The organism is Nocardia spongicola (assembly GCF_047200775.1).
Lineage (GTDB): Bacteria > Actinomycetota > Actinomycetes > Mycobacteriales > Mycobacteriaceae > Nocardia.
Map to the genome: position 1 here is coordinate 43,937 of NZ_JBJZOO010000002.1, position 15,478 is coordinate 59,414.

The 15,478-nt window shown below is 65.3% G+C and carries 17 protein-coding genes; 7 read left to right on the forward strand and 10 right to left on the reverse strand.

The annotated features are described in order from the left end of the window. Positions 1 to 90: 90 nt before the first annotated feature. On the forward strand, positions 91 to 621 hold the full coding sequence (locus tag ACL02S_RS05240) for an EXLDI protein (RefSeq protein WP_412801148.1): 531 nt from the start codon (positions 91 to 93) through the stop codon (positions 619 to 621). A gap of 33 nt (positions 622 to 654) precedes the next feature. On the opposite strand, the gene ACL02S_RS05245 is transcribed toward ACL02S_RS05240, so the two are convergent. The 3 genes from ACL02S_RS05245 to ACL02S_RS05255 all read right to left on the reverse strand — a co-directional run bounded on the left by ACL02S_RS05245 (position 655) and on the right by ACL02S_RS05255 (position 2,679). Further along, entirely contained in the window at positions 655 to 1,374 is a 720-nt protein-coding gene (locus ACL02S_RS05245) for an anti-sigma factor family protein (protein ID WP_412801149.1), read from the reverse strand. Beyond that, complete coding sequence (locus ACL02S_RS05250) at positions 1,371 to 1,907, reverse strand: sigma-70 family RNA polymerase sigma factor (protein WP_412801150.1); 537 nt, start codon at positions 1,905 to 1,907, stop codon at positions 1,371 to 1,373. Before ACL02S_RS05250 ends, ACL02S_RS05245 begins: the two co-directional genes overlap by 4 nt. A gap of 127 nt (positions 1,908 to 2,034) precedes the next feature. Next, positions 2,035 to 2,679 (reverse strand): YqgE/AlgH family protein, encoded by a 645-nt coding sequence (locus tag ACL02S_RS05255; protein WP_412801151.1) that lies wholly within the window; start codon positions 2,677 to 2,679, stop codon positions 2,035 to 2,037. Positions 2,680 to 2,818: 139 nt separating this feature from the next. Between ACL02S_RS05255 and ACL02S_RS05260 the strand changes: the two genes are divergently transcribed. Continuing rightward, positions 2,819 to 3,580, forward strand: a complete 762-nt coding sequence (locus ACL02S_RS05260; protein WP_412801152.1) for a lysophospholipid acyltransferase family protein — start codon at positions 2,819 to 2,821, stop codon at positions 3,578 to 3,580. A gap of 50 nt (positions 3,581 to 3,630) precedes the next feature. Here ACL02S_RS05260 and ACL02S_RS05265 read toward each other — a convergent pair whose 3' ends face one another. Then, entirely contained in the window at positions 3,631 to 3,942 is a 312-nt protein-coding gene (locus ACL02S_RS05265) for a GNAT family N-acetyltransferase (protein WP_412801153.1), read from the reverse strand. A gap of 142 nt (positions 3,943 to 4,084) precedes the next feature. Between ACL02S_RS05265 and ACL02S_RS05270 the strand changes: the two genes are divergently transcribed. Beyond that, the gene (locus tag ACL02S_RS05270) at positions 4,085 to 5,209 is read left to right on the forward strand and encodes a glycerate kinase (RefSeq protein WP_412801154.1); all 1,125 of its coding nucleotides are present in this window, start codon (positions 4,085 to 4,087) and stop codon (positions 5,207 to 5,209) included. 203 nt (positions 5,210 to 5,412) lie between these two features. Here the strand turns inward: ACL02S_RS05270 and ACL02S_RS05275 are convergent, their stop codons facing one another. Continuing rightward, the gene (locus tag ACL02S_RS05275; RefSeq protein ID WP_412801155.1) at positions 5,413 to 5,679 is read right to left on the reverse strand and encodes a hypothetical protein; all 267 of its coding nucleotides are present in this window, start codon (positions 5,677 to 5,679) and stop codon (positions 5,413 to 5,415) included. 508 nt (positions 5,680 to 6,187) lie between these two features. On the opposite strand from ACL02S_RS05275, the gene ACL02S_RS05280 reads away from it, so the two are divergent. Continuing rightward, the gene (locus tag ACL02S_RS05280; RefSeq protein ID WP_412801156.1) at positions 6,188 to 6,634 is read left to right on the forward strand and encodes a nitroreductase/quinone reductase family protein; all 447 of its coding nucleotides are present in this window, start codon (positions 6,188 to 6,190) and stop codon (positions 6,632 to 6,634) included. A gap of 22 nt (positions 6,635 to 6,656) precedes the next feature. Here ACL02S_RS05280 and aroQ read toward each other — a convergent pair whose 3' ends face one another. Together aroQ and abmR are read right to left on the reverse strand one after the other, a co-directional pair. Further along, positions 6,657 to 7,127 (reverse strand): type II 3-dehydroquinate dehydratase, encoded by a 471-nt coding sequence (gene aroQ, locus ACL02S_RS05285; protein ID WP_412801157.1) that lies wholly within the window; start codon positions 7,125 to 7,127, stop codon positions 6,657 to 6,659. A 23-nt stretch (positions 7,128 to 7,150) separates the two neighbouring features. Continuing rightward, positions 7,151 to 7,747, reverse strand: a complete 597-nt coding sequence (gene abmR / locus ACL02S_RS05290; RefSeq protein WP_412801158.1) for an ATP-binding transcription factor AbmR — start codon at positions 7,745 to 7,747, stop codon at positions 7,151 to 7,153. Positions 7,748 to 8,133: 386 nt separating this feature from the next. On the opposite strand from abmR, the gene ACL02S_RS05295 reads away from it, so the two are divergent. Then, positions 8,134 to 9,810, forward strand: a complete 1,677-nt coding sequence (locus ACL02S_RS05295; protein WP_412801159.1) for an NTF2-like N-terminal transpeptidase domain-containing protein — start codon at positions 8,134 to 8,136, stop codon at positions 9,808 to 9,810. Here ACL02S_RS05295 and ACL02S_RS05300 read toward each other — a convergent pair whose 3' ends face one another. From ACL02S_RS05300 to ACL02S_RS05310, 3 genes are all read right to left on the reverse strand, one after another. Then, entirely contained in the window at positions 9,811 to 10,185 is a 375-nt protein-coding gene (locus tag ACL02S_RS05300) for a DUF3054 domain-containing protein (RefSeq protein WP_412801160.1), read from the reverse strand. A 79-nt stretch (positions 10,186 to 10,264) separates the two neighbouring features. Continuing rightward, on the reverse strand, positions 10,265 to 11,350 hold the full coding sequence (locus ACL02S_RS05305; RefSeq protein ID WP_412801161.1) for a lysylphosphatidylglycerol synthase transmembrane domain-containing protein: 1,086 nt from the start codon (positions 11,348 to 11,350) through the stop codon (positions 10,265 to 10,267). A gap of 4 nt (positions 11,351 to 11,354) precedes the next feature. Continuing rightward, positions 11,355 to 12,863 (reverse strand): adenylate/guanylate cyclase domain-containing protein, encoded by a 1,509-nt coding sequence (locus tag ACL02S_RS05310; RefSeq protein ID WP_412801619.1) that lies wholly within the window; start codon positions 12,861 to 12,863, stop codon positions 11,355 to 11,357. A gap of 156 nt (positions 12,864 to 13,019) precedes the next feature. Between ACL02S_RS05310 and ACL02S_RS05315 the strand changes: the two genes are divergently transcribed. Both ACL02S_RS05315 and macS read left to right on the forward strand, forming a co-directional pair. Then, positions 13,020 to 14,309 carry an AI-2E family transporter gene (locus tag ACL02S_RS05315; RefSeq protein ID WP_412801162.1) on the forward strand — a complete coding sequence of 430 codons (1,290 nt, stop codon included), beginning with the start codon at positions 13,020 to 13,022 and terminating at the stop codon, positions 14,307 to 14,309. Next, on the forward strand, positions 14,287 to 15,462 hold the full coding sequence (gene macS / locus ACL02S_RS05320) for a MacS family sensor histidine kinase (RefSeq protein WP_412801163.1): 1,176 nt from the start codon (positions 14,287 to 14,289) through the stop codon (positions 15,460 to 15,462). The genes ACL02S_RS05315 and macS overlap by 23 nt, the downstream gene beginning before the upstream one ends. The last annotated feature ends 16 nt before the right edge of the window (positions 15,463 to 15,478 follow it).

The following is a 15,478-nucleotide window of genomic DNA, read 5'->3' on the forward strand; positions in this document are numbered from 1 at the left end:
TTCAACGCTTTTCCGGAGAGTTCACCGCTGATCCGGGAACCGGGCGCACGACTCTTGTCGTGTACGTATACATCTACGTATAGTTGTTTCATGCCTAATAAGACGATCTACGTCGCCGACGACGATCTCCCGCTCTTCCGACGCGCGCAGGAGCTGGTCGGTGGCAACCTGTCGGGGGCGGTGGTCGCGGCGCTGCGCCGGTTCATCGATATCGAGGAGGGCCGATCGGAGGGCTACGACGAGATCGTGCTCGGGGTCGGGCGCAACGGTATAAGGCAAGTGCGCTTCTCCGGTGTCCTGCTCGGCGAGTATCGCGACGTCAATAACGCGCGGATCGAATATGTCCGGGTGTATCGCAGCCGTAAAGGCAAGTACGTGATGCACGGACAGTATTCGAATTGGGATGAATACACCGCGGAAGAGGGCGCGAATTGGCTGGTGGACTGGCGGGATCCGAAGAATTGGCGCCGCCTGCTCGGTATCGGCCAACCGGAGTGGGGCGATTTCCACTTCGTTGTGGTCGACTCACTGGACGAACTGAAAGAGTGGCTACCCGAGAAGTTCTATCAGCGGGTGGTCGACCTGGCCGAGCGGCCGAAAGTCGAGGATCTCGATATCTAGCGGCGGGTACCTTCGGGGCCACCGCGCCGCCGATCAGACCATGCCACGTAACAGCACCTTGCCGCTGTTCGCGGCGCGGATCTCGACCGAGCGGACCTGATCGGGTGTGCCATCGATGGTCCGATCGATGGTCAGCTCGGTGCCAGGACCTGCGGGCCACCGGTCGAGTTCCTGTTGCTGTCCATCGGCGCGGATAACGTACAGGGCGAGATCCCATGGGTAACGTTGCTCGTCCGCTGCGTAGCTGCAGGACATCACCAACCGTGTCCGCTCACCCGCGGACACGAGTGAGAAGCTCGCCGTGACCGGCGTCGGCTCGAGTGCCTCCATCCGGTGTTCGGCGAAGACCTGCGCGGAAGTGTCCGCTGTTCGGTTCGATCCGGTGATCGTGACGGCGACCGGCACCGCGATGGCCACCGCGGCGGCGGCCGCCGCCACTGCCTGGCCGATCGACGCCCACTTCGCGCGGCGACGTCGGCGTTCGGCAGCGTCGGCGAGCCGCGACAGTACCCGCGGCGGCGCCTCGGTTGCCGTATCCTCGGCCGGTTCGGCAGGGGGTTCGATCATGGCCAGCGCGGTCTCGGCAGGCACTGTGGCGAGCATGCCGGGCAGGCCCGCGAATTCGGCCACCGCGGCCCGGCACTCGGCGCAGCCCGTGAGATGGTCTTCGTACTCCAGGCGTTCGTCCCGAGTGAGGGAGCCGAGCACGTATGCCGCATCCCATGTGGTGTAGTCATCGATGATATCCGTCATGTGTTCGTCACCCCCATCTCCTGTAGTGCCAGCCGCAATGCGCGCATACCGTAGTGCATCCGGGATTTCACTGTTCCCGCCGGAACGCCGAGTTCTTCGGCGATCTGCTGGGTGGTCAGACCACGGTAGTACGCGCGCACGATCACCTCGCGATGGTCGGCGCTGAGCCTGCCGAGCGCGTCCGCGACCAGCCAGCCGTCCAACGCGCGATCGGACTGATCGGGGAGGGGCTGTTCGGGTGGGTTGTCGGTGCGGAGTTCGCGGCGGCTGCGGGCGCTGCGGTGCTCATCGGTGGCGAGGTTACGTGCCACGGTGAACAGCCAGGCGCGGGCCGAGGCGGTGGACTGATCCAGGACGCTCGGGCGCTGCCAAGCTCGTAGCAGTGTTTCCTGCACGATGTCCTCGGCCCGTCCAGGATCGCGAACCAAGCCGAGCGTGTAGCGCCACAGTGGGGTGGCATGCTCGCGATAGAGAACCTGCATCAATTCGGACGGATTGTCGAGCGTGCCGTCCTCGTTGTGTGCGCTGCGCACGAATAGGTACCTCTCCGCCAGAGTCTCGGGACCGGTATCCGGGCGCATCCGGGCAGTCACTCATGTTCCGACCGCTTCACGTATGCCTTCTCGTACCGTACTGGAGGTCCGTGCGGAGCACATCTTTTCAGTTGCGTTCGAGTTCGATCGGGTGCGTGGCGAGTAGGGCCAGCGGTAGCGGCTGGCGGCGCAGTACGTGTGCCCACAGGTCGGCGCGGCCGGTACTGATCGGATCGGATGGCAACGCCGACAGCACCATCCAGTCGTTGTTCTCCAGTTCGCCGTCCAGCTGACCGAAGGTCCAGCCCGCATAGCCCGCGAAGATCCGGATACCCTCGACGAGCGGGCCGATCTGTTCGGGATCGGCCTCTAGGTCGACCAGGACGACGCGGCCGTCGAGGCGCCGCACCCCGCGCACCCCGTCGAGTCGCGCGCCCACTCTGGCGGTGCCGAGGCATAGCGCCGCGTCTCGTTTCACCGGACCGCCGATGAATAGCGCGCGTGGCGCCGTGGCCACCTCCGCCCAGCGTGGCAGCACATCGCGCACAGCCGTATCGCTCGGGCGGTTGAGCACGACACCGAGACTGCCTGCCTCGTTGTGCTCGATGATGTAGATGACGGTGCGCCGGAAGGTCGGTTCGGCCAATTCGGTGGCCGATACCAGCAACATCCCGGCACGGACCGTCTGTTCGCCGTACCGGAACTCCTGCCGTCCGCGGTCGTCTTGCCCGCCGCGAGTTCTCCGATCGTCCGGGTCTTCTGCGCGTGCCACTCCGCCATCATCGCAGTTGTTTGCTCATAATGCGCCCCCCACGGTCGACTTCTGTGTTCCGGATGTGCTGGACAGGGCCCGGAGGCGGGAGCGGGATACCGAGTTGCGTCGCTGCCGCCTGACCGTAGAGTCCACGATTGTGGAACTACCAGAGGTGCTCCTGGAACACAGCGACACCGTGTACGACTTCTATCGTGATCATCGCCAGAGCCGGGTGCAGGCATGGGGGGCCTACGCCTTCCTCGCCCACCGCTATCGCCCGCGCATCAGATACGCCGAAGGCGCCCGCGAATCACTCCGGACAGTGATCAGACAGGGCAGGCCGCTGCTGGTCGCCATCAACCATCTATCGGAGCGCGACCCCTACACCGTCGCGGCGGCCGCCTGGCGCAGCGGCCTGCGCCGGGTGATCGGCCGGGTACGCGTGCTGGCCAAAGACGAACTCTTCCTCGACCCGGCCCAGCGGCGCAAGATCGACATGATGGGCGGCATCCCGGTATTCCGTGGCAAGGACCACGGTATTCGGGCAGTACACGCGGCCGGACAACGCATGATGGACATCTGCGCCGAGCGGATGGCCCGCGGTGACGGTATCGCGGTTTTCCCCGAGGGCACCTGCAATGACGTCGACCCGACCCGAGTGCAGCCGGTAGGCAGCGGCATCGGACATATCGCCTTCCACGCACGTAAGCGCGGCGTCCAGCCGGTGCTGTTGTCCATGGGATTGAGCTACGGACCACAGACCGACCCGGCGGTGCGGTCGGATGACCGGGAGATCGAAGCGGCCAGCTGCTACTTCGGCGCTCCGGTGCTCGACCTGCCCGCCCGGCCCGGTGATATCGCCCGGTTGGTGCGCACCGATCTGCAGCAGGCCCTCGACGGCGCTGTCGCGGCATACTGAGCGCTCCCGTCCGCGGCGCCATCCCGGCGCCGCGGACGGGGCGTATCCGCTCACTGCGGCAGATTCATCCGGTCCCGCGCCCAGTGCGGCACCATCGCGAGGTATTCGGGACGGGTCTCGATGAAGTGGTTGACCGTCCGGCACATGGGCAATGCGCCGAGCTTGTCCGCGCGGGTGCGGTTCAGCGCGCTCTCGACCAACATCCGCGCGTAGCCCTGGCCTTCGTATGGTGGCGAGATCTGGGTGCGCACGAAGGCGCGTTCGGACATCGTGTCCTGGTATTCGGCGTAGCCGGCGATCACACCGTCGACGTAGATCTCGAAGCGTTCCAATGCGGTGTTGTTCCTGATCTCGGTCGACATGGCTCGACGCTACTCGGTGCGGTGATGGCCGGGTACCACAGCGCCCGTGGCATCGGCTCGGCCGAGCGAGATCTCGGCACCGGTGGGTCCGTTCCGGTGCTGTCGTCGTGCGGGTCATTCGCCCGCACCGGACAATAAGGGGATGACGCGCGTGTCAGCGGCCCAAGTGCTGCTCGCTCCCGACAAGTTCAAGGGATCGCTCACCGCAGCGCAGGTGGCTGCGGCGCTCGCCGCGGGTTTCGCGCGCAGCGCACCGGAGGTGGTGGTGCGGCACGTGCCGGTCGCCGACGGTGGCGACGGCACGGTCGAAGCGTTCGTCGCCGCGGGCTGGACCAGGGTAGAGCTGACCGCCCCCGGCCCAACCGGCTTACCGCACTCCACGTCCTATGCCAGGCGCGGAAGGACCGCGGTTGTCGAACTCGCCGCTGTATCCGGCTTGGTGATGCTGCCGGAAGGACGGCTGGATCCCTTGCACGCGAGCACCTTCGGGCTCGGTGTGGTCCTGGCGCATGCGATGGAACACGGCGTCACCGATATCGTGCTCGGCCTCGGCGGCAGCGCGTCCACCGACGGTGGAGCGGGCATGCTGCGCGCCCTCGGCGCCCGCATCCTGGACGCCGATGGCGCGGAATTACCGCTCGGTGGAGCGGCTTTGGCGCGTGCCGCGCAGCTGGACCGCTCCGGTCTGCATCCCGGTATCGCCACCACGACATTCACGCTGGCCTGCGATGTGGACAATCCGCTACTCGGTCCGACCGGCGCCGTCGCGGTCTACGGGCCGCAAAAGGGCGCGGGCCCAACGGAACTGGGCATCCTCGAATCCGCGCTCACCACCTGGGCAGGCGTCATAGGCGGCGAGTTCACCCACCATCCCGGTGCCGGCGCCGCTGGCGGTACCGGTTTCGCCGCCCTCGCCGTATTGGGTGCGCGAATGCGCAGCGGTATCGAGGTGGTTCTCGAACTTCTCGAATTCCCCGACCTGCTCGCCACCGCCACCCTCGTGGTCACCGGCGAAGGCTCGCTCGACCAGCAGAGCCTGCACGGTAAAGCACCCATCGGGGTATGCGCGGCCGCGCGCGCGGCGCGGGTCCCGGTGATCGCCGTTGTCGGTCGCGCTCTGCTCGAGCCCGCTGCGATCAAGGCCGCGGGATTCGCGGGGTGTTATGCGCTGGCCGATCTGGAATCCGATCCCGCGCGCTCGATGTCCGACGCGGCGGCACTACTCGAACGTATCGGCGCGCGAATCGCCGCCGAGCAGTTGGGGTAGCGCTGTTTCCGGGGATCAGAGCAGCGTCGAAGTCGGCTTATACAGATTCGACCTGTGCTTTCGGTGTGTTGTGGGAGCGGGCACACCAACATTGCTGCCACTCCACGAAACTATGTACACGATTTCAACCAGCCTCTCGAACTGCTACTGGCCTGCTGAAACCCGAGAATGACGGAACTGTGGACTTTGGCAGGACTCTGCTGTCAAAGCTTGTCCGGCAAAGGAAGTGGCTTGGCATCGGCCTCATTCTGCCACCAACCACTGTGTCCATACATAATATCTTCGGCCCAGAATTCTACTGTTTCATGATAGATGATATCGAGGCCTATGATCTCCTGCCCATGAAATCGATTCTTTATTCGAGTGATGGCCTCTTCTTCTGATATTTCAAAATATACCTCCATCTCCCACGCGACATCCATAAAAAAGTCTTCGGACTCCGCATCGGTGCGGAAATTGAATCTACTCATGGTTATAAACTAGCTGTATGAGGCTATGACGTTGGTGACGTTGGTTGGGCAATGGCGTTGGTGGCTAAGAGAATCTGAGCTTGGTGCATGAATCCGACAGTAGTGCAGGATCTCTCGTCATCGATTGCTTCGGTGTAGGCGAGTCAGGGGTAGTCATGCGACCGCTGAATGCGGAAATGCATAGCCGGCTCGGGCATCTCGGGTTTTGGTACGGACCGCGGTATTGGCCTGCTCCATGGACCTGCGGGCCGCCACCATCGGGGGATCCGGCAGGCCTGTCACCGATCAGTCGCAGGCGGTGGCGGTATATCAGAGCTCGAGCGTCTGGGTGAGTCGACCTGGATCGTGTCGTTCGACCTGGTGGACGCTGCGCCAGGAGCGTTGAAGTGGTGCAGTCGCGTGAACGGGCACCATCGTCACAAGAATAGAGAGCAGTGCTCTTGACTTTGCTGAACACCGCATGGAACACTTCTCTCAACAGAGAGCAGTGCTCACAAAGGAGTAGGTCATGGACCACAGCACCCGCTACATCAGCCCCGCCGGACTGGACCCGATCGTCGGCCGGATCTTCAACCTGCTGCCCAAGCTCGGCATCAGTGTGATGGGCTCGCGGTTGCTCGCGGTACGTGGGCGCAAGAGCGGGGAGTGGCGGACCACGATGGTCAACCTGATGGTGCGTGAGGATGGGGAACGCTTCCTCGTCGCACCGCGTGGACACACGCAGTGGGTGCGGAATCTGCGGGTGGCAGGCGGCGGTGAACTGCGGCTCGGGCGCAAGGTCGAGGTGTTCACCGCCGCCGAGGTGGCCGATGCCGACAAGATCCCGCTGCTGCGGCTCTACCTGAAGAAATGGGGCTGGGAGGTGGGCAGGTTCTTCGAGGGCGTGACCAAGGACGCCACCGATGCGGAACTGGCCGCCATCGCTCCGGGGTTCCCGGTGTTCCGGCTCAGCTGACTACTGGGGGTGTGGGGGCGGGTTACGTGGAGCGGGCCAGGAATTCGATCGCGGCGGCGTAGCCCTGGATACCCATTCCCGCGACCACGGCGGTCGCGATGGGTGAGATGTAGGAATGGTGCCGGAACTCCTCGCGGGCGTGCACATTGCTGATGTGCACCTCGACGATGGGGATCTCCGGAATCACCAGGGCATCGCGCAGTGCTACCGAGGTGTGGGTGAGGCCGCCGGGATTGATCACGATGCCCGATTCGGCGCCGCGGGCCTGATGGATGCGGTCGATGAGCGCGCCTTCGCAGTTGGACTGGAAGGCGACGATTTCCCGGTCGAATCTCGCCGCGGTCTGCTCGCACAGGGCGACGACATCGGCCAGGGTCGCCGATCCGTATACCTCGGGTTGCCTGGTACCGAGCATGTTCAGGTTCGGGCCGTTGAGAACGAGGATCGGGCCAAGGGTTGCATCGGTGGGCACAGCGCCGGTGGTCACAGCCATCCGGCAACCCTAGACCCGATCGATTACAGCCCTTGCGGCCCGGCCGAGCGCAGGTCGTCGACCTGACGCATCGCGGCGCGCAGCTCCTCCAGCCAGGCCTCCGCGTGCTTGCCTGCCAGTTTCACCGTCCAGGCCAGTGCGTCGGCACGGGAACGGGCGACGCCCGCGTCGACCAGGGTGTCGAGCACTTTGCGTTCCGGCTGACGCAACCGGGTCATCACGGGAACGGCCAGATGGGTGAACATGATTCGTTCCCCGTCCACCGAAACGCCCCAGGCGACGTTGCGCTGGTAGCGGTGCTGTGCCTCATCGGCGATCCGCATACGGGCCGAGCGGGTGGCCTCACGGAACCGGGCCGCCGCGCCCTCTTTGGTCGCCCGTGGTACTTCCTCGGCTGCTGGCCCGGTCTCTGTGGCCGAGGGTTTCTCCGGCTGCGGGGTCGGCAGTTCACCGATGACGATGATCTCGTCCCGGTCCACTTCGATGGCAGGCGGGCCGGTGAACCAGTCCTCAGGCAATCTTCCGGCGAACCAGTCGGGCGCGTCTGTGGCATCCGGTAGATCGGCCTGTTGCCATCCGCCGGACCGTCCGTAACCCCGGCCTCGGTGTGCGCTTTTCACAATGGATCACCTACTTACTGCGCTGTGTCTATTTCATTGATTACAAGATTACTCCGATAATTCGGCACTGGGATCGTTGTGATTCCGCCCAGTGTGAACAGGAGCGACATGCCGTGATTCGATATATTCGCGCGATTCGCGCAGTCTGCGTGGTCTGTACGGTCGGGTATGGCGGTCACCTCGCGATTTCCGGATCCGGCTGGAGTATGGGCTGCGCGTCTCCGAGGTGGCTCGATGATCATGAAAGCCACCCGGAGGGGGCGGCTCCAGGGGCACAATTGGGATGTTGAGCATGGATAACGTCCTAGCCACGGCGGCGTCGCGGTCTGGTCTTTTCGGGTACGGTGGTCTTGTTACTGAAGTGACGAGAGTGAAGAGTGGGTGTCATGGATGTGTGGGGATCCCGCCGCTTTCTTGTTCGCGGTGTTGTGGCACTCATCGCAGTGGCGGCGCTCATCCTCATGACGGCGGCATGCGGGACACCCGAGAAACGCGATGAAGCCGCAGCGGTCGTAGAGCGGTTCACGGATCTGCTCGATGCACAGGATTATGCCGAGGCTGCCGCGCTGACCTCCTACCCCACTGCGGCTTCGGCGACTTTGCAGCAAATGTTCACTGGCCTGCAGCCGGGCACGGTCGATTACCGCACTACCCAGTTCATCGGTCTGGACGCGCGATCGGCGATCTTCAACATGGATGTCGATTGGAACTTCGGTGCCGACCGGAACTGGAGCTACAGCCTGCAGGGCACCGTACGCAAGCTGGCGATCGGCTGGCGGATCTCCTGGGATCCCTCGGTCGTCCTGCCGCAGCTGACCCACCAGCGCACGGTCCGGCTGGTACGCACTCTGCCTTCGCCCGCGCCGCGGGTCAACGACATCGTCGGCGCACCGTTGCTGACCGAGCAGATCATCAATGTCATCAAGCTCGACCCCGCGAAGATCTCCGACCCGGTCGCTTCGACCGATGCGTTGGCCGCGGCCATCGAGCCGGTCGCGCCGTTGATCACCGGGGCGTCGATGCGGCAGAAGCTGGCCGCCTCACAGGGGAAGCCGGTGGTCGCGGTGAATCTCCGGGAGGGCGATTTCGCCATTCTGGAGCCGCGGATGGCGCCGATTCCCGGCGTGGTCATGGAAAAAGAACCGAGGCTGATCTCGGCCGACCGCCGGGTGTGGTCGCCGATGCTGGACGCTTTGCGCAAAGTGCAGCGGGCAAGCCAGGAGGCGCACTCCGGATGGGGGGTGCAGCTCTTCGATCGGGATGGAAAGTTCATCACCCAGCTCGCCGGTGCGCAGGGTCCACCGGGGCCGGATATCGCGGGCACCATGGACCAGCGGCTGCAGCGCGCCGCCGAGGACGCGGTGGTCAGCGTGGGAACGCCGGCGTCGCTGGTGGCGATCCAGCCTTCCAGCGGAGCGGTGGTCGCGGTCGCGCAGAACAATCAGGCCAGCCAGCGTGGCCCGGTAGCGTTCACCGGGCTCTATCCACTCGGTGGCGCCATGGAGCTGTTCCGCACCTTCGCCGCGGCGACCAAGGGCAAATCCCCGCAGGAGATTTCGGCGCAGGAAATAGCCGAGGCGGCGGCCGCCCTCGGGGTCGGTATCGACTTCGTTGTCCCCGGCCTCGACGAGGTGACCGGCAGGCTGCTCGTCGCGGGACACAGCGAGCAGGTACTACAGGGCGCTGGTTCGGATCCGGTGCTGGCCAGCCCGTTCGGTATGGCCATCGCCGCGGCCACGATTGTGCACGGGGCGGTGTCCCCGCCGATGATCGAGATCGCCCGGCCGGGGACGACCGATGCCAGGCTCGATCCGCTGCCACGGGCGGCGGTGGAGCGGCTCCGAGGCATGCTGCGCGACGCCACGAACGCACCGGAGCTGGCGAGTGTGCGCGGCTACCGGGATGTCGTCGCGTTCGCGGCGACCGCGGGATCGGATGGGTGGCTGATCGGGGCGATGGGCGATCTGGTCTTCTCGATCCACATCGACGATGTGGACAGCCGGAGCGCGACCGCGCGGATGGCGGCCAGGATGCTCCAGTCCCTGTCGACTCCGGATCCCTGATCAGCGCAGGGCGCTGTACGCCGTGCGCCAGCCGAGTATCAGCAGTCCGAGTATTGTGCCCGCGACCAGGATGAAACTCAGCGCCGTGCCCTGACCGCTGACCACGCGCAGCAGCATGCCGACTGTGAGCGTGCTGATCCAGATCACGACCCCGGTAGGCCACAGCGCAGTACCGGTGAACTGCGTGTCGTCGGTGGTCGCACCCCACCGGACGCGCGCGGCGACGATCAACCAGCCGACGGCAAGCCCGGACGCGAACGGCCACAGGGTGCGCAGCAGCCCGGCGAGCACCGCTTCGTCGTGGCTGCGCCTGCCGATCGCGCAGAAGACGGCGACCAGCAGCGCGTCTGTCACCAGCGGCAATAGTTTTCTCACGGGGGCAACAGTAGTGGGGTCGCCGAGTCTGCGGCCGCCACCATCGGCACGTTCGGCCCGATGCGTTACCGATGGCCGCTCACAGCCGCCGTTGCTCGAATTCTTTTTCCAGTGCCGCGTCGTCCACCTGTGGTGTCCGGAACAGGAACAGGAAGGTGATCCAGCCGGCTATGGCGACCAAGACGAAACTCACCATCCGATAGACGAATGCCGCGGCGACCGCCTGCGCGGCGGGCAGACCCGCGGCGGCGGTCAAGCCGTAGATCAGCGTGGCGTCGACATAGACGATCCCGCCGGGGGCGAAGGGGATGGTGCCGACCGCTTTGCCCGCGGCGAAGGCGAGCAGCAGTCCCGCGACGTGCGGATCGGCGCCGACCGCGTAACAGGCGGCGCCGAGACAGGCCACATCGGCGCCGCGATGTACCAGCGCCCATGCCGCGACCAAGACGCCGTCCCGTTTGCCCAGATCCACCGATTCCAGCTGGCCGAGCATCTCCGCGATGGTGCTCATACCGTGGTCGGCTCGGCGCTTGCGCACTCGGTTGAGCAGGGTGAGCAGCGCGCGCAGCAGCTTCTCCAGCGAACCTGGGTGGCGCGAGACGTAGTTACCCGCCAAGACCAAGGCGATGATGCCGCCAAGTGCGACGCCCAGTTTCAGCGGGCCGATCTGTCCCCCCGCCAGCAGTGTGCCGCCCGCGCCGAGCAGGGCCAGTCCTGCCGCGGCGACTACCCCGGAGAACACCAGCTGCCAGGAAGCGACGATCGGGCGCGCGCCCCAGTGTCTGGTCTGCCGATAGGTGAAGGCGGTGGAGAACACCTGGCCCGCGGGCAGGGTCACCGACATCGCGGTCGCGCCGTAGACCACCGCGACGGATTTCCGCTGACTCACCGCGACGCCACCCGCGTGGAGCAGTTGTTTCTGCACTCTGGCGAAGCCGCTCATGGATACCGCCTGCAGCCAGATCGTGGCCACCAACCAGCCCCAGTGGATTTCGGTGAGCTTTTGCCAGGATTCGTGCAGCCGTGGCCAGAGATAGACACCTTCGCCGATCAGCAAGGCCAGTAGGGCGGTGCCGAGTACCCAGCGCAGCCGGCGGAATCCGCTACGGCGAGAATCCGCCGCGGCTTGTGCTGGTTCTTCTGCCAGCTCCCCGTCGGCGACCACGCGGTCAGCCTAACGAAGGTGTCGTTTCACCGGTATCGTCCGCTGCTTCCCTCGGCCAGGCCAGCAAGGTCTTTCTGCGCCTGCCACGTAGCTGTACTTCGTCGCCGGTCTCCCAATGGTCCTGCTCGTCCTGATCGGCGAAATACAGCGCGCTGCCCGAGGCCAGAGTCCGGCCCGGCCGCTCTTTGGCCAGTTCGGTGAGCCGGGATGCCTCATTGACCGGGTCGCCGATCACGGTGTATTCGAAACGGTTCGCCGCACCGATATTTCCGGCGACAGCCAGTCCAGCGGATATCCCGATGCCGATATCGAGACCGGGGACTGCCTGCAGGACTTCGCGCAGTTCGCGTGCCGCGGCGAGCGCCGCGGTCGGTGCGTCCGGGCGGTCAAGCGGTGCGCCGAAGATGGCCAGTGCCGCATCACCGACGAACTTGTTCACGAATCCGTGGTGGCGGTCGATCACATCGACCACGATGCGGAAGAATTCGTTGAGCAAGCTCACCACCTCGGTGGGCGGGCGTTCGGCCGCGGTCGCGGTCGAGCCGACCATATCGACGAACAGCACCGCGACGAACCTGGTCTCGCCGCCGAGTTCGGTGCCGTAGTCCAGCGCCCGCTGCGCTACTTCCTCGCCGACGTGCTGACCGAACAATTCCTGCAGTCTGCGCCGCTTGGCTGCCTCCTCCATCATCCGGTTGAAGCCGACCTGCAGCAGCCCGATTTCGCTGCCGTCGAACACCTCCACCTGCGCGTCCCGCGCCCCTGCCTGCACCTGGTCGATCGCTTGGCTGAGCTGGCGTATCGGGTCGGAGATGCTGGAGCCGGTGAGCATGGACAAGGCGAGGGCCTGCATGATCACCACGCCGCACAGCAGCAGGATGGAGATGGCCAGCGACTGCGAGGAGAACTTCACATTCGAGGAGATCTGCGTGACGCATAGCAGCACGATGGCGATGGTGGGGGCGAAGGTACCCATCCCCCAGGTCATCGCCATTCTGGTGCCGACACCGGGGGTGAGGGTCTGGTCGAAGGTCCCCTCGGTCAGGGCTTGGGCCGCGACCGGGCGCAGGATGCGCTCGCCAAGCATGTAGGTGAAACCGAACACGATGGTCGCGGCCATACATTCGGTGACGATGACCGCACCGGCCAGCGCTGGAGTGTCCTTGATGACCAGTGCGGCGAAGACGGCGCCGCCGATCAACCACAGCACCAGGTGCAGGATCGCCTGGCGCAGGGGTGCGTGCAGGGCGGCCATCTGTTCCGCGCGGCTCGGCGGTCCACCGCGCATCTGCCAGCGCATTACCGGACGCAGCATGAGCGCCGAAGCGACCATACTGAGCAGACCGCCGGTCACGAAGACCAGTGCCGGGATCAGCAGGCCGGTGCGCCTGACCCCGGAGGGCTCACCCTCGGGGACCGGGAGCCCGTACAGGATGAACGCCCATACCAGAACCGCGCCGAAAGCGTTCGCCAACAGCATCGATGTCAGATACAGCGGCCAGCGCGTCCGCATCGTCTGTTTGACCGCTTCCAAAGGCGCTGACACGGGGATCAATCTTACGTTTCGATGAGGTGCGCATGTCCGGGGTGTGGACGGCCCGCCATCGGGCCAGGCGATGGTGCCACTGCTCGGGGGCGGGGTCAGGTTGCGCCCATTAGGCTCACAGAGGTGAGCGACCCGAAGTCAGAGCGGAAAATCACGCTGTCGCGTCCCGCTGCCGAGACCGTGCACCCGGTTGTGCGGGTAGGGGCGGAGTGGGGCTGGCGGCTGTTGGTGTTGTTCGCGGTGGGGGTCGTACTCATGACCATCGTGCAGCGACTCGCCACGGTGGTCATTCCGATGGCCATCGCCCTCTTGGCCGCGGCGCTGCTCGCGCCGTTGGTGGACTGGATGCAGCGGCTTGGGGTGCCTCGCGGGGTCGGCGTCTTCGTCGCGCTGGTCGGGTCGATCGGTGTGGTCGCGGGCATCATGACTTTCGTCGTCGAGCAGTTCGTCGCCGGTGTACCGCAGCTGTCCGATAAGTTCACCGACAGCATTCACCAGATCCAGGACTGGTTGATCAACGGCAGACCACACCTGAGCAATGAGCAGATCCGTAACGCGGGTGATGCCGTCATCAAGGCCATCCAGTCCAATCAGGACAATCTGACCAGTGGGGCGCTTACCACGGCTACCGTGATCGGCGAGCTGCTCACCGGCGCCTTTCTTACGCTGTTCATCTTGATCTTCTTCCTCTACGGCGGCGACCATATCTGGCAGTTCGTCACCAGAATCGTGCCCTCCGAGCACCGGGAACGGGTACGCACCGCGGGGCAGCTCGGGTTCGGCACGCTGGTCGGATTCGTGCGTGCGACCGTGGTGGTCGCCGCGGTGGACGCCATCGGTATCGGCGCGGGTCTGGCTATCCTGGGCGTACCACTGGCGCTTCCGCTGGCCTCCCTGGTGTTCATCGGTGCGTTCATCCCGATCATCGGTGCGTTTCTGGCGGGATTCATCGCTGTTTTCATCGCATTGGTAACCAAGGGACTCGTCACCGCCTTGATCGTGCTCGGTGTCATCATCCTGGTGATGCAGCTGGAGGGTCATGTGCTGCAGCCACTGTTGCTCGGGCGGGCGGTCAGCATCCATCCACTCGCCGTGGTGCTGGCCATTACCGCAGGCGTGGTGCTCGGCGGGATCGCGGGTGGTCTACTCGCGGTGCCGTTCGTCGCGGTGATGAACACGGCTATCCGTTCGTTGCTCCAGGGGCCGGAGGAGATGTTCGAGGATTTACAGACCGGCGGCAACCAGCACGGACGATATTCCGCCGCGCCGGATCGACCGGACCCGGTCCGGTTCGACTTGACGGCGGCCTTGGTCGAGGCGACGAACAGACAGGCCGGGCAGTCACCGGAAGCGCAGCGGTCGGAGTCCGGACATACCGGTAGGGGGCCTGATGACGGCACGGCGCAAGGCTGAGCTTCATCCGGCGGATATAGCGACCACGCCACTGTGGCGAGCGGCTCAGGCATTGCGTTTGGTGACGTTGCTGTATGCGATCGGCCAGCAGTTCGCTTCGGTGCCCTATTACACCAATCAGGCGTTGAGCTGGGCATGCATCGGGCTGATGGCGGTGTGGTCGGTGGTGTCGGCGGCGATGTTGTCGCAGTGGCGTTTTCCCGGGGCGATCCGGTGGCGCACCAGGGTGGTATTGGGCGACCACGTGGTGGTGATCGGTTTGATGGCCGCTACCCGCTTGGTCGCCGATTACGACTGGTACCACGAGCATCAGACCATACCGACCACGCTATGGGCCATCAATGCCGTGATCGGCGCGGCGTTCCTGCACGGGCCGCTCGGTGGTGTGTTGTCCGGCGGATTGATCGCGGTGGTAGCGCTGACCGTGCGCGATCAGTGGGGCGAGGATGTGTGGAAGGACGCGACGGTTCCGGTGCTCGTTTCGGTGGGGATCGCGCTGGGGTTGGCCGCTAATGTCGCGCGTCGCGTACAAGCCCAGCTGGCGCGTGCGATGCGTTTGACCGCGGCCGCCGAAGAGCGTGAGCGTCTTGCCCGCGAAGTGCACGACGGTGTCTTGCAGGTACTCAGCTATATCAAGCGTCGGGGAAGCGAGATCGGCGGCCCCACCGAGGAATTGGCGCTGCGTGCCGGTGAGCAGGAGGTGGCCTTGCGGGTGCTGGTTTCCGAGCAGGCCGGTCGTGAGGAGGCCGGGGACGCCGAGGTGGATCTGCGGCCGTTGCTGACCGCGCAGTCCACCCCTCGAGTACTGGTGTCGACGCCGGGCGATCCGGTGTGGATCGGGAGCTGGGTGGCGAACGAGATCGCGGCGGCCGTGGCCACGGCACTGTCCAATGTGCGGCTGCACGCCGGACCGAATGCGAAAGCCTTTGTATTGCTGGAGGATACTGGCAGTGAACTAGTGATCAGTGTGCGTGACGACGGCGTCGGCATCCCGCCGGGCCGGCTGGCCGAGGCGGAAGCCGAAGGCCGGATGGGGGTGTCCCGGTCGATCGTCGGGCGGATCACGGCACTCGGCGGTAGCGCGGACCTGCTCACCGAGCTCGGCGATGACATCGGGTCCGGTGCCGAATGGGAATTCCGAGTGCCGAGATGAGGGACAACGGAGAGAT